The sequence below is a fragment of the Sedimenticola thiotaurini genome (assembly GCF_001007875.1).
Taxonomy (GTDB): Bacteria; Pseudomonadota; Gammaproteobacteria; order Chromatiales; family Chromatiaceae; genus Sedimenticola; species Sedimenticola thiotaurini.
The window spans coordinates 1,353,935-1,368,229 of record NZ_CP011412.1 but is presented as its reverse complement, the minus strand read 5'-3'; the positions used below and the strand labels follow the sequence as shown (position 1 = coordinate 1,368,229).

Below are 14,295 nucleotides of genomic sequence, written 5' to 3'. Positions count from 1 at the left end.
AGAGATGGCCATTTCAATCCTGATAATTGATGATCACCCCCTGTTCCGGAAAGGTCTGGCAGACCTGATCGGCATGGATCCCGGTCTGCAACTGGTGGCTGAGGCCGCATCCGGCGAGGAGGGGTTGTCTGCTGCCCTGGCCCTGAAGCCGGAACTGATCCTGCTGGATCTCAACATGAAAGGCATGGATGGCCTGGAGACCCTGAAGGCACTGAAACAGACCGACCTGGAGAGCTTCGTGGTGATGCTGACGGTGTCGGATAACGAGAGCGATGTGACTGCGGCGCTACGCCTGGGGGCGGATGGTTACCTGCTGAAAGATATGGAGCCGGAGAGTGTACTGGAGCATATCCAGATCGCCGCGTCCGGTCGGCTGGCGATTACCGACACCCTGACCGAGCTGCTGGCCCGGGCTCTGCGGGAAGATGGTCGGCCCAGAAGTATCGGCGAAGCGGGCCTGACCCGCCGCGAAGAGGAGATCCTGGCACTGATTGCCAGTGGCATGAGCAACAAGCAGATAGCCCGGGAACTGGATATAGCCGAGGGCACCATAAAGGTACACGTCAAACATCTGCTGAAGAAACTCAACCTGCGCACCCGGCTGGAAGCGGCGGTCTGGTGTGTCAAGAACAGCTCCAGCGGTTAAGCCGGTTGCAGCTCTCCGGTTGCCACGCAACCGCTGGACCGTCAGATCGACTAAGCCCGGGCCGACTCCTCCAGACAGGCATCCACCATGGCCCGGGCTGCATTGGAGAGGGACCGGTTGGTGTGGATGACAGCTCCCAGGGTACGGGTCAACTGCACTTCCCGGATATCCAGGACCTTTAACTCGGGATCATGGGTCATGGTCTCCGGCAGGAGACTCCAGCCCAGGCCGATGGAGACCATCATTTTCAGGGTTTCGAAATAGTTGGTGGCCATGCTGATATCCAGCTTCAGGTTCAGTGGTTGCAGGGCCCGTTCCAGAATCCGCTGGGTATAAGTGCCCTGGCCAACCAGCACCGCCTGGTGACGGGTCAGGTCGCTCAGGGAGACTTGTTGACGAGCGGCCAGCGGGTGTTCGGTGGAGACCACAAACAGCAACGGATCATCCCAGATCGGCTGGGTCGTCAGGTTGCTGATCGGCTCCGTGGGCAGGGTGACAATGGCCAGTTCCAGATCCCCCTGTAGTACGGCGCTGCAGGCGGTTTCCGAATCCATGAAGCGGATATCCAGCTGCACCTCGGGAAAACGCCGGCTGTAACGCTTGAGCGCCGGTGGCAAGCGCCGTAATCCGATGTGGTGACTGGTTCCCATAGTCAGTTTGCCGCTTATCTCACCATTCAGATTGGAGATGCTGCGGCTGATGTCCTCCAGGTCGTAGATGATCTTGCGGGCCCGGGGCAGCAGTTGTCGGCCCGCCTCGGTCAGGCTGATTTTGCGGCTGATGCGATCGAACAGCCGCACGTTCAGCTCATCTTCCAGGGCGGCGACCCGCTTGCTGACCGCCGGTTGGGTCAGGTGCAGCTGTTCAGCAGCCAGTGAGAAGGAGGTGCTTTCCGCCACTGCGAGGAATGCCTTTAATGCGTTGATATCCATGAAAAATAACCGCCGAATTAATGGGTGGACCGGGGTCGCGGAACGGGGGGCGGATGAATGGGGTACTGGCCCTATCCCCAAATCAGGGGGGAGTCTCTTGTCACTCCAATCTACCGGGTGACCGTTCGCTATTCCTGAAAAGAATTATAAACATAAAAAAGATGAATTTGTTTTATATCTATCCGGGGTTTATCCTTCCGTTTCCAATAACAGGTGGCAGGACGATGAGCGCAAAAACACTCTACGACAAGATTTGGCAGGAGCACGTGGTGCGGACCGATGAGGACGGTACCACGTTACTCTATATAGATCGGCAGCTGGTACATGAAGTGACATCTCCCCAGGCTTTCGAAGGCCTGCGGATTGCCGGACGGAAGCCCTGGCGTACCAGCGCCACGATCGCAACCCCCGACCACAATGTCCCTACCCTGGGTCGTTCCCAGGGTATCGATGACCCCATAGCCCGACTGCAGGTGGAGACCCTGGACCGGAACTGCGCGGAGTTCGGTATTACCGAATTCGGCATGTCCGATGTGCGTCAGGGCGTGGTGCATGTGATGGGCGCCGAGCAGGCCCTGATCCTGCCCGGCATGACCGTGGTGTGTGGTGACTCCCATACCGCCACCCACGGCGCGTTTGGCGCCCTGGCGTTCGGTATCGGCACCTCCGAGGTGGAGCACGTGCTGGCCACCCAGACACTGATCCAGAAAAAATCCAAGTCGATGCTGGTGAGCGTGGACGGCGAGGTGGGGCCGGGTGTCACCGCCAAGGATATCGTGTTGAAGATTATCGGTGTGCTGGGTACCGCGGGCGGCACCGGCTACGTGATCGAATTCGGTGGTGAGGCGATCCGCAATCTCACCATGGAAGGGCGTCTGACGGTCTGTAACATGGCGATTGAAGCCGGCGCCCGGGCGGGACTGGTGGCGGTGGATGATACCACCATCAACTACCTCAAGGGTCGCCCCTATGCCCCCAAGGGTGAGCTGTGGGAGCAGGCCGAGGCGGCCTGGCGGGAACTGCACTCCGATGCCGGGGCCGAGTTCGACGCAGTGGTACACATCGACGCCAGCGAGATTCAGCCCCAGGTCACCTGGGGTACTTCCCCGGAGATGGTGTTGCCGATCGATGGGGTCGTGCCTGATCCGGACCAGGAAACTGATCCCACCAAGGCGGACGGCATGCGCCGTGCCCTTGAGTACATGGGATTGAAAGCGGGTACGCCGCTGGTGGAGATCCGTCCCGATCATGTCTTTATCGGCTCCTGTACCAATGGCCGGATCGAGGATCTGCGTGCCGCGGCGGCGGTTGCCAAGGGTCGCAAGGTGGCGCCCAATATCGTGCAGGCGCTGGTGGTGCCGGGCACCGGACTGGTGAAACAGCAGGCGGAAGCGGAAGGGCTGGACAAGATCTTTATCGAGGCCGGCTTCGAATGGCGCGAACCGGGCTGTTCCATGTGCTTGGCGATGAACGCGGACCGGCTGAAACCGGGTGAGCGCTGCGCCTCCACCTCGAATCGTAACTTTGAAGGACGCCAGGGGCAGGGTGGGCGTACCCATCTGGTCAGTCCGGCGATGGCGGCTGCCGCCGCTGTCATGGGTCATTTTGTTGATGTGAGGGGGCTCTGATGGAAGCGTTTAAAACATTTACCGGTGTGGTGGCCCCGCTGGATCGTTCCAATGTGGATACCGATGCCATCATTCCCAAGCAGTTTCTCAAGTCGATCAAACGGACCGGCTTTGGCCCTTACCTGTTTGACGAGTGGCGCTACCTGGATCACGGCGAGCCGGATATGGACTGCAGCAATCGTCCGCTGAACGAGTCGTTCGTGTTGAACGATCCCCGTTATGCCGGTGCCCAGGTACTGCTGGCGCGGGATAATTTCGGTTGTGGCTCGTCCCGCGAACACGCCCCCTGGGCGTTGGCCGACTACGGCTTCAAGGTGATTCTGGCGCCCAGCTTTGCCGATATCTTTTTCAATAACTGTTTCAAGAACGGCATCCTGCCGATCCGGCTGAGCAGTGCCCAGATTGACGGGCTGTTTGACAAGGCGACCGGTGGGCAGGCATTGCAGATCACGGTGGATCTGGAAGCTCAGACCCTCACCCTGGCTGATGGCGAAGTGATCAAGTTCGATGTGGATGAGTTCCGCAAGCAGTGCCTGCTGGAGGGATTGGATGATATCGGTCTGACCCTGCGTCACAGTGACGAGATTGCCGCCTTCGAAAAACAGCGTCAGGCCAAGGCGCCATGGATATTTAATTAACAAATCAGCTATACGGCGAACGGATAGTTATCAGGAGCGGCTCGAGTCGCGAATAGAGTCTCTGTTCAGGCGTCTTGCCCGGCCAGGACCGCTCCTGCCCCTTCCCGTAGGCAAAATCTTCTAGGAATCAAATAATGAGCAAGAATATTCTGGTACTGCCGGGTGACGGCATCGGTCCCGAGATCGTCAATGAGGCCGTCAAGGTTTTGGCCTGTCTGCGTGATGAGTTCGGTCTGGATATCGATATGGATGAGGCGCTGATCGGCGGTGCAGCCTATGATGCTGCCGGTGATCCGCTGCCCCAGTCGACCCTGGATATGGCTAAGGAGTCCGATGCGGTGCTGCTGGGCGCAGTGGGTGGCCCCAAGTGGGAGCCGCTGGATATCTCGGTGCGGCCCGAAAAGGGTCTGCTGGGTATCCGCAAGGAGCTGGGTCTGTTTGCCAACCTGCGTCCCGCCATTCTCTATCCCCAACTGGCGGATGCCTCCACTCTGAAGGCGGAAGTGGTGGCCGGTCTGGATATCATGATCGTGCGGGAATTGACCGGCGGCATCTACTTCGGTCAGCCGAGGGGTGTGCGGGAGCTGGAGAATGGTGAAAAAGAGGGTTTTAACACCCTGATTTATAAAGAGTCCGAGGTGGATCGTATCGTTCGTGTGGCGATGGATATCGCCATGAAACGCAACAAGCGCCTCTGCTCGGTGGACAAGGCCAACGTGCTGGAGTGTACCGAGATGTGGCGTGATGTGGCGGTAAAGGTTGGGGCCGACTATCCGGAGGTGGAACTCTCCCACATGTACGTGGATAACGCCGCCATGCAACTGGTGCGTGCGCCGAAACAGTTCGATGTGATGGTGACGACCAACATGTTTGGGGATATTCTGTCCGACTGTGCCTCCATGTTGACCGGCTCCATCGGCATGCTGCCGTCCGCCTCCCTGGACGAGAACGGCAAGGGTATGTACGAGCCGATCCACGGTTCCGCACCGGATATCGCCGGTCAGGGCGTGGCCAATCCGCTGGCCACCATACTCTCCGTCGCCATGCTGTTGCGCTACTCCCTGAATGAGGAGGCGATGGCCGATCGGGTCGAGCAGGCGGTCAACAAGACCCTGGATCAGGGGCTGCGCACGCCCGACATCTACTCCGAGGGCACCCAGAAAGTGGGTACCGAAGCGATGGGTGACGCGGTAGTCGCTGCGCTGCGGGCAGGCTGAACCGCTTTAGTCTGGTGTGCGGATTGGGGTGAGTTCACGATCCCCAGTCCGCAGTCAAAGGCCGTCAGGAAGCGCGGCTCAATTAACGATTTTTCTATTTACAGGAACAGGTGATAGCAATGAAACGGGTAGGTTTTGTCGGCTGGCGTGGCATGGTGGGCTCGGTCCTCATGGGGCGGATGCTCGCAGAGAAAGACTTTGATCTGATCGAAGAGCCGGTCTTTTTCACCACTTCGCAGGTGGGGCAGGCTGGCCCCGATATCGGCAAGGCGATACCCGCCCTCAAGGATGCCACCAATATTGATGAGCTGAAGGCGATGGATGCCATCGTCTCCTGTCAGGGTGGCGATTACACCAAGCAGGTGTTCAAGGATCTGCGTGGTGCCGGCTGGAAAGGCTACTGGATTGATGCGGCCTCCGCTCTGCGCATGGAGCAGGACAGCGTGATTATTCTTGATCCGGTCAATATGGATGTGATCAAGAGCGCCCTGGCCTCCGGTGTGAAGGATTTCATTGGCGGCAACTGCACTGTCAGCCTGATGCTGATGGCTTTGGGTGGCCTGTTTAACCGGGATCAGGTGGAGTGGGCCAGTGCCATGACCTACCAGGCCGCCTCCGGTGCCGGTGCCAAGAACATGCGTGAACTGCTGGCCCAGATGGGGGCTGCCCACGCCTCCGTCGAGACTCTGCTGGCCGATCCCGCATCCGCCATTCTGGATATTGACCGGGATGTGGCCGCCGCCATGCGCAGCGAAGCGTTCCCCACTGACAACTTCGGTGTACCTCTGGCCGGCAGCCTGATTCCCTGGATCGACACCCAACTGCCCAACGGACAGAGTCGGGAAGAGTGGAAGGGTGGAGCTGAAACCAACAAGATTCTTGGCCGGGAGTCCAATCCGGTTCCAATCGATGGGCTTTGTGTGCGCGTCGGCGCAATGCGCTGCCACAGTCAGGCCCTGACTATCAAGTTAAAGCAGAATCTGCCGATAGACGAGATCGAAGGCATGCTGGCGGAGGCCAATGACTGGGTCAAGGTGATTCCCAATGATCGGGAACGCACTGTCCAGGAACTGACGCCAGCAGTGGTGAACGGTACCTTGAGTGTGCCGGTCGGGCGTCTGCGAAAACTTTCCATGGGTGAGGACTACCTCTCGGCATTCACGGTCGGTGATCAGTTACTCTGGGGCGCTGCGGAACCGCTTCGGCGCATGCTGCGCATCCTGCTTCAGGACTGATCTGAAATAGAGACAGACCGGGAGTTGGCTTGGCAGCATCTAGCGGCTGTTGAGGCAACTCCCTTTTCCATTTATGAGGCAGGTGAATGACAGATAAGAAAGTGGCTATCGCCATTGTGGGCGCCACCGGATCGGTCGGCGAGGCGATGCTTTCAATTCTTGATGAGCGGAATTTCCCGGTCGGCACCGTACATGCTCTGGCCAGCAGTCGTTCGGTCGGCAAGCGGGTCTCCTTCGGAGAGACGCACCTGGTGGTGCAGGATCTGGCCGACTTTGATTTCTCCCAGGTGCGGATTGCCCTGTTCTCTGCTGGTGCAGCGGTTTCGGCAGAGTATGTTCCGAAAGCGGTCGAAGCCGGCTGTATCTGCATCGATAACACTTCCCGGTTCCGTTATGATGAGGGGATTCCACTGGTGGTGTCGGAAGTGAATCCGGAGCGGATCGCCGATTACCGTCAGCATGGTATTATTGCCAATCCGAACTGCTCCACCATGCAGATGCTGGTGGCCCTGAAACCGATCCATTCCGCGGTTGGTATCGAGCGCATTAATGTCTGCACTTACCAGTCTGTTTCCGGTGCGGGACGCCGGGCAGTCGAGGAACTGGCCGGCCAGACCGCTCGGCTGCTGAATGGTCAGAAGATCACACCGCATGTGTTTCCCAAGCAGATAGCCTTTAACGTTTTGCCCCGGATTGACCAGATGATGGAAAACGGCTACACCCGGGAAGAGATGAAAATGGTGTGGGAGACCCGTAAGATCCTGGGCGACGAATCGATTCAGGTCAATGCCACCGCTGTGCGGGTGCCGGTGTTCTATGGTCACTCCGAGGCGGTACATATTGAAACCCGGGACAAGATCAGTGCGCTACAGGCCCGGGAGTTGCTGTCGGGTGCGCCGGGCATAGAGGTGGTCGACGAGACAGATGATGATGGATATCCCACCCCGGTGACTGAATCGGCGGGTCGGGATGGTACATTTGTGGGGCGTATCCGGGAGGATATTTCCCATCCACGGGGACTCAATTTGTGGATTGTGTCTGATAATGTGAGAAAAGGTGCTGCACTTAACACTATACAGATTGCCGAGATTTTGGAAAAAGGCTATTTGTAAGCTATAGTTAGGCGACAAATATTAAGTTCATTCTATGTTGTGGGTATTTGCCGGATTTTCCTGTCTGGATTTTATGGAAAGTGGGTATGGAAGGGGGAGACATGGTGCGTAAGTTATCCTTGGCAGTAGCCTTGGTATTGGGAATATCACCGTTCAGCACATTTGCGGTAGGGCTGGGGAACATCCACCTTAATTCTGCGTTGAACCAGTATTTTGATGCAGAGATTGACCTGCTTTCGGTGGATCAGGATGAGATTGCCGATATCAATGTGACGCTGGCCAGTCCGGAGGCGTTCCGCCGCTCGGGTCTGGAGCGTCCATTTATCCTCAGCAAACTCCGCTTCAAAGCGGAAGAGACTGCTGATGGAAAGGCCGTTATCCGGGTGTCCAGTCGTGATCCGATTCGCGAGCCCTTCCTTAACTTTCTCGTTGAAGTAAACTGGCCGAAAGGCAAGCTGCTGCGTGAATACACCGTATTGCTTGATCCGCCGGTTACGTTGGATCGACGGCCGGCAGCGGTACAGCAGGCACCGATGCAATCCGCCCCGACCCGGCAGGCGAGCGCGCCCGCTGCAACATCCGGCGGCAGTTCAGCGGTAACCCCTTCAGATGTGGCGTGGGCGGGTGGTCCGTCTGCTACCGAATATGGCCCGACCCAGCGTAACGATACCTTGTGGGGTATCGCCCGGCAGGTGCGGACCGAAGGCGCCACCATGGTGCAGATGATGATTGCACTGCAGCGGGCCAATCCCCAGGCATTCATCGATCAGAATATCAATAATCTCAAGGTGGGCCAGATCCTCCGCATCCCGAAAGCCGAGGAAGTGCTTGAGTTGAGTCGCCGTGAGGCCTCCATCGCCTACCAGGAACAGCTGCAGGACTGGCAGGCCGACAGCAAGCCGACCGAGATGGCCGCCGATGAGACCACCGCCGACCAGAGCGTGGCCATGGACAGTACGGCACCCGCCACGCCAGAACCGGAAGCTGAGCTGAAAATTGCCTCTGCGAGGCCCTCCGGTGAGGGCGAAGCCGGTCCAAGTGAGGGTACCGGGCCGGGCGCTGAACTGGAGCGCTTGAGACAGGATCTGATCGCCTCGGAAGAGGCTAAGGAAGCGGCGCTGCAGGAAGCCGAGAATGTGCGCTCCCGGGTAGAGGATCTGGAATCCCAACTGGAAGATCTGCAGCGACTGCTGACGCTCAAGAGCGAGCAGTTGTCCCGGTTGCAGGCGGGTGTTGCGGCGGATAGCCCGGTAACCCCTGAAGAGAGTCCTGTTATCAGCGAGGATACTGAAGCAGCGCCGGAAGCCGAGGCGGAGTCCGAGGCAGAGGCAGAGGTAGCACCGGAGGCCAGCGGCATGGATCAGGAGATCCTGCTGCCAGCCGAGGGTGACAGCGCAGATGCGGATGCACCTGTGATTATGGATGAGGAAACGGTTGCTCCGGATACCTCTGCTGAAAGCGAGCAGATGTCCTCTTCAATCATGGAGGAGACAGAGAGTACCGCGGTGATGGAGCAGGAGCCGGCAGAACCTGTCGTACAGCCTGAACCGGAGCCGAAACCCACTCCGGCACCCGCTCCAGCCAAGGAGCAGGGTCTGCTGGATATGATCACTGGAGACACCACCATGCTGGGCGTGGCGGTGGCCGGTATTGTGGTGCTGCTGGCGCTGCTCTGGGTGGCCATCAGCCGGCGTCGTTCCAGCAGTGCAGATTTCCAGGAGAGCATCCTGATCAGCACGATTGACGAGGGTGATTCCGAACAGGTGGCGGCTGATGTGGCCCCCGAAGCGCCATCGCACCCAACCGAAGAGACCTCGTTCCTGAGTGATTTCTCTCCCAGCGATATCGATGCCTTGCAGGACGAAACCGGTGAGGTGGATCCGCTGGCAGAAGCCGATGTCTATATCGCTTACGGCCGCTACCAGCAGGCTGAAGAGCTGATTCGCCAGGCCATGGAGAAATCGCCTGATCGGGAAGAGCTGAAATTCAAACTGCTGGAGATTCTATACGCCACCAAGGACAAGGACGCCTTTGTCGAGTTGGCGGAAAGTGCCGCGGCCGATGGGCTGGACAAGAAAGATCCGGCCGCCTGGGGCAAGATTGCCTCCATGGGTGCGCAACTGGCCGCGGGCCACGCCCTGTTTGCGGGTGCCGCCCAGGCGGGTCAGTCTGAACTGGATGAAGACGAACTCACTTCCCTGGAGAATGAACTGGGATTGGATAATGGTCTTGACCTGGATGAGCCTTCCAGCACGGTAGATCTGGATGCGACCGAGGAGTTGGAGTCGGTTAGTGCACTGGACATGGAGAAGCACTCTGAGTTCACTGATCTGGAGGATCTGAATGATCTCAGCCTGGACAGTGAACTGCTGCAGTCCAACCTGGATGAGATCAGTACCGATCTGGGATTTGACTCGGAAGATTCGGCCCAGCCATCAGTACCTGAGGCAGATGACGAAGTTCTGTCGCTTGACGATGTTGAGGGGCTGGAGTTGGGAGATGACTTCGGACTGGATCAGACCGAAGACTCAAAAGAAGCCGATGCAGATACCGACCTGACACTCAGCGATATGGATGTGGACGGCGCGTTGTCGATCGAAGATCCGTTGGAGAGTGCTGAGGCGGATGAGTTGAAACTGGATGCCGAGAGTAAAGCCGAGGAGTTGGGCGATGCAGTGCTGGATTTCAGTGACTCACTGTCGCTGGAAGAGGGCGATTCCCAGATGTTTGATTCTCTGGAACTGGATGCTGAGAGTGAAGAGACCTCGCTCGATCTGGATGAATCCTTCTCCCTGGACGATCTGGCTGAGGAAGGAGACAGCGAGGTGCAACTTGAAGACTCGGATCAGGATCTCGCGGATGAAATCAATACCAAGCTGGATCTTGCCCGTGCCTACGTGGAGATGGAAGATGCCGAAGGGGCCAGGAGTATCCTCGACGAAGTGGTGAAAGAGGGTAATGAAGGCCAGCAGGCCGAGGCCCGGAAGTTGCTGGATCAGATTTCCTGATACCCTTTACCAGCAACGTTTAGGAAGGCGCACCCTGGTGCGCCTTCCTTCGTTTTGGGCCGTTAATTGTCGTTAGCTGGTTGGCCAGGTGTTATGTCAGCCGGTTACCCCAGGCAGAAACGCCGGTGGCGTTGGGATGAAAAATTTCGGGTAAGATAGCGCACCGTATCAATCCTTCCGAAAAATGGCGAACCAGGGACACAACATTATGACGCGTTTAGCAATGGGCATTGAGTATGACGGCTCATCGTTCCATGGCTGGCAGTTGCAGAAATCCGGTGTGCGCACCGTACAACTGATGCTGGAGACCGCTCTCTCTAAAGTGGCGGCCCATCCGGTACGTACCCATTGTGCCGGCAGAACCGATACAGGCGTCCATGGAGAAGGCCAGGTGATTCACTTTGACACCCCCTCGGTACGGGCCATGCGGGGCTGGTTGCTGGGGACCAACGTCAATCTGCCTGATGATGTGAATGTGAACTGGGTCCGGGAAGTGCCGGAATCGTTCCATGCGCGCTTTTCCGCCACCAGCCGCAGTTATCGCTATGTGATACTGAACCGACCCACCCGTTCAGCGATCTGGCGTCACCGGGCAGTCTGGATTCACCAGTCCCTGGATGTGGAACCCATGCAGGCGGCGGCTGAACATCTGCTGGGTACCCATGATTTCTCCTCCTACCGTGCGGTGGGCTGCCAGGCCAAAAGTCCGGTCAGAACCATCACCAGGCTCCAGGTGACCCGCCAGGATGATCGGGTCGTGATCGAAGTGACCGCCAATGCCTTTCTGCACCACATGGTCCGCAACATTGCCGGCGTGTTGATTGCCATTGGCAAGGGTGAGCAGCCGGTGGAGTGGAGCCGGGAGGTGCTGGAGTATCGGGATCGCACCCTGGGTGGGGTGACCGCCCCGCCGGAAGGGCTCTACCTGGTGCATGTGGGCTATCCGGAGGAGTACCGGTTGCCAATCCATGGCGGCGGGGAGTAGCCGGCGTCGTGAATTGACCGCTGCCTTTATCCGCTTACCCGGCTGGTCAGCGAACAGCGGATGATGTAGAGAGATCACTGTTGTATTCTTCGTGGTCTTGGACGCAGGGGGGCGGATCAGTTTGCACCGCTGAGCAGGATTTTTTTAGACTGCGTTCGATCCCGATAGCGGGTAAGATCTTTCTCAATTCACCACGATCCTGTATTGTTAACTGTTTTATGAGAACCCGGGTAAAAATTTGCGGTATCACCCGTCCTGAAGATGCTGCTGCTGCGGTCGAAGCAGGCGCGGATGCGATCGGACTGGTGTTCTATCAGCCGAGTCCGCGGGCTATCAGTCTATCCCGGGCAGCACAGATCATTCACAACCTGCCGCCCTTTGTCACTGCGGTCGGACTGTTTGTGAATGCTGCGGCCGACGAGGTGGCGGAGGTGCTGAAGAGCGTGCCACTGGATCTGCTGCAGTTCCATGGTGACGAGAGCCCGGCCTTCTGCGCAGGACAGGGTCGCCCCTACATCAAGGCAGTGCGTATGCGTCCCGGTGTGGATCTGGCCGAGCAGGACAGGCTCTACCACTCCGCGCAGGGATTGTTGCTGGACAGTTATCAACCCGGCAAACCGGGCGGCACCGGTGCTACTTTTGACTGGGAACGTATCCCGGCGAGTATGGGGAGCCGGATTATCCTGGCCGGTGGGCTCTCCCCGGACAATGTGGAAGATGCCATTCGACAGAGCAGCCCCTACGCGGTTGATGTCAGTGGCGGCGTGGAACGGGAGAAGGGTATCAAGGATGCAGAAAAGATCAGGGCATTCATGCGAGGAGTAGAGCGTGCCAACCGATAAAACCGTAGATTTCACCCATATGCCGGATGCCCGGGGGCATTTCGGCCCCTATGGCGGCCTGTTTGTCTCCGAAACCTTGATGGAGCCGCTGGAAGAGCTGCGCGCTGCCTATGAAAAATATATGCAGGATGCGACTTTTCTGGCCGAGCTGGATGCCGATCTGGCCAACTATGTGGGACGTCCATCGCCGGTCTACTACGCCCAGCGGTTGAGTCGGGAGAATGGCGGCGCCCAGATCTACCTGAAACGTGAGGATCTCAATCATACCGGCGCGCACAAGGTGAACAACACCATCGGTCAGGCGCTGCTGGCCAAGCGGATGGGCAAGACCCGCATTATTGCCGAGACCGGTGCCGGTCAACACGGCGTGGCCACCGCCACGGTCGCCGCCAGACTGGGTCTGGAGTGCGTGGTCTATATGGGCGAGGTGGATATTGCCCGTCAGGAGGCCAATGTCTATCGCATGAAGCTGCTGGGTGCCCGGGTTGAGTCGGTGAAGTCCGGCTCCAGGACGCTCAAGGATGCCCTGAATGAGGCGATGCGGGACTGGGTGACCAATATCGACGATACCTTCTATATTATCGGCACGGTGGCCGGACCCCATCCCTATCCGGCCATGGTGCGGGATTTTCAGGCGGTCATCGGGCGTGAGGCCAAGTTGCAGATGCAGGAGCAGACCGGTGATCTGCCGGATGCGCTGGTGGCCTGTGTGGGTGGTGGCTCCAATGCGATCGGGCTCTTCTATCCCTTCCTGAACGACAGCTCGGTGGCCATCTACGGTGTTGAAGCGGCGGGTGACGGGCTCGATTCCGGGCGTCACGCGGCGCCACTTTGTGCCGGAACACCTGGCGTGCTGCATGGTAACCGCACCTATCTTATGGAGGATCCCAACGGCCAGATCATTGAGACCCACTCCATCTCGGCCGGCCTGGACTATCCGGGGGTCGGTCCCGAACACGCCTGGTTGAAGGATGTGGGCCGTGCCAAGTACGTGGCGGCTACCGATCAGGAGGCGTTGGCGGCATTCCACACCCTGACCCGGGTGGAGGGTATTATCCCGGCCCTGGAGTCGAGTCATGCCATCGCCTATGCCCTCAAGCTGGCCCGGGAAATGGATCAGCAGCGGACCATACTGGTTAATCTCTCCGGTCGTGGTGACAAGGATATGCACACCGTGGCAGCACTGGATGGACTGAAACTATGAGCAGAATCAGTAATTGCTTCAAACAGTTGAAAGAGCAGGGGCGGGTTGCGCTCATCCCATTTGTTACCGCCGGGGATCCGGAGCCGGGCATCACGGTGCCGTTGATGCACGCCATGGTGGCGGCCGGGGCCGATATCATCGAACTGGGCGTGCCCTTTTCCGATCCGATGGCGGATGGTCCGGTGATCCAGCGCGCCAGCGAGCGGGCCCTTGAGCACGGCGTCAGCCTGCGGGATGTGCTGGCCATGGTACACAGTTTCCGGGAGCAGGATCAGACCACTCCGGTCATCCTGATGGGGTATCTGAATCCCATTGAAGTGATGGGCTACGAGGGGTTTGCCCTGGCTGCCGAGGAGGCGGGGGTGGATGGCGTCCTGACGGTGGATCTGCCGCCGGAAGAGGCGGATGACCTGCTCTCATCCCTGCGCCCACGGGATATCGATCCCATATTTCTGATGGCACCCACCACCACTGAAGATCGAATGCAGCGTATCTGTGATACGGCCAGTGGATTTGTCTATTATGTCTCGGTAAAAGGTATTACGGGTGCCGCCCATCTGGCAATCGATGAAGTGTCGGCCATGACCGACCGGATACGCCGGCATACCCAACTGCCAGTGGGGGTCGGGTTTGGCATCAAGGATGCCGAAATGGCCCGGTCCGTGGCACAGGTGTCGGATGCAGTTATTGTGGGCAGTGTACTGGTGAGACGTATTGAAGAGTTGCGTGAAACGCCGGCGGCGATTGCACCGGCCGTAGCCGGGATTCTCTCCGATATGCGTCATGCCATTGACCTGAATTAACCGGGGTGCGGCAGGATACTGATCCACGCATTCCAGCTTAAGCTA

At 58.5% G+C, this 14,295-nt stretch carries 12 protein-coding genes; 11 read left to right on the top strand and 1 reads right to left on the bottom strand.

What is annotated here, in order from left to right:
• The first annotated feature begins 4 nt into the window (after window positions 1–4).
• Entirely contained in the window at window positions 5–646 is a 642-nt protein-coding gene (gene narL, locus AAY24_RS06140) for a two-component system response regulator NarL (protein WP_046858934.1), read from the top strand.
• Window positions 647–696: 50 nt separating this feature from the next.
• Here narL and AAY24_RS06135 read toward each other — a convergent pair whose 3' ends face one another.
• Entirely contained in the window at window positions 697–1,578 is an 882-nt protein-coding gene (locus tag AAY24_RS06135; protein ID WP_046858933.1) for a LysR family transcriptional regulator, read from the bottom strand.
• Window positions 1,579–1,802: 224 nt separating this feature from the next.
• Between AAY24_RS06135 and leuC the strand changes: the two genes are divergently transcribed.
• The 10 genes from leuC to trpA all read left to right on the top strand — a co-directional run bounded on the left by leuC (window position 1,803) and on the right by trpA (window position 14,250).
• Window positions 1,803–3,206, top strand: a complete 1,404-nt coding sequence (gene leuC / locus AAY24_RS06130) for a 3-isopropylmalate dehydratase large subunit (protein ID WP_046858932.1) — start codon at window positions 1,803–1,805, stop codon at window positions 3,204–3,206.
• Window positions 3,206–3,844, top strand: coding sequence for a 3-isopropylmalate dehydratase small subunit (leuD, locus tag AAY24_RS06125; RefSeq protein ID WP_046858931.1), 639 nt, complete (start codon window positions 3,206–3,208; stop codon window positions 3,842–3,844). Before leuC ends, leuD begins: the two co-directional genes overlap by 1 nt.
• A gap of 134 nt (window positions 3,845–3,978) precedes the next feature.
• Entirely contained in the window at window positions 3,979–5,061 is a 1,083-nt protein-coding gene (leuB, locus tag AAY24_RS06120) for a 3-isopropylmalate dehydrogenase (RefSeq protein ID WP_046858930.1), read from the top strand.
• Between the two features lie 119 nt (window positions 5,062–5,180).
• Complete coding sequence (gene asd / locus AAY24_RS06115) at window positions 5,181–6,296, top strand: aspartate-semialdehyde dehydrogenase (protein WP_046858929.1); 1,116 nt, start codon at window positions 5,181–5,183, stop codon at window positions 6,294–6,296.
• A gap of 86 nt (window positions 6,297–6,382) precedes the next feature.
• Window positions 6,383–7,408 (top strand): aspartate-semialdehyde dehydrogenase, encoded by a 1,026-nt coding sequence (locus tag AAY24_RS06110; RefSeq protein WP_046858928.1) that lies wholly within the window; start codon window positions 6,383–6,385, stop codon window positions 7,406–7,408.
• A 200-nt stretch (window positions 7,409–7,608) separates the two neighbouring features.
• Window positions 7,609–10,416: a FimV/HubP family polar landmark protein gene (locus AAY24_RS06105; protein ID WP_046858927.1), complete on the top strand. Its 2,808-nt coding sequence runs from the start codon at window positions 7,609–7,611 to the stop codon at window positions 10,414–10,416.
• A gap of 208 nt (window positions 10,417–10,624) precedes the next feature.
• Entirely contained in the window at window positions 10,625–11,401 is a 777-nt protein-coding gene (truA, locus tag AAY24_RS06100; RefSeq protein ID WP_234422255.1) for a tRNA pseudouridine(38-40) synthase TruA, read from the top strand.
• A 218-nt stretch (window positions 11,402–11,619) separates the two neighbouring features.
• Entirely contained in the window at window positions 11,620–12,243 is a 624-nt protein-coding gene (locus AAY24_RS06095; protein ID WP_046858925.1) for a phosphoribosylanthranilate isomerase, read from the top strand.
• 19 nt (window positions 12,244–12,262) lie between these two features.
• A complete protein-coding gene (gene trpB / locus AAY24_RS06090) occupies window positions 12,263–13,447 on the top strand; it encodes a tryptophan synthase subunit beta (protein ID WP_046861066.1) in 1,185 nt (394 codons plus the stop codon).
• Window positions 13,444–14,250: a tryptophan synthase subunit alpha gene (gene trpA / locus AAY24_RS06085; RefSeq protein WP_046858924.1), complete on the top strand. Its 807-nt coding sequence runs from the start codon at window positions 13,444–13,446 to the stop codon at window positions 14,248–14,250. Before trpB ends, trpA begins: the two co-directional genes overlap by 4 nt.
• Window positions 14,251–14,295: the final 45 nt, after the last annotated feature.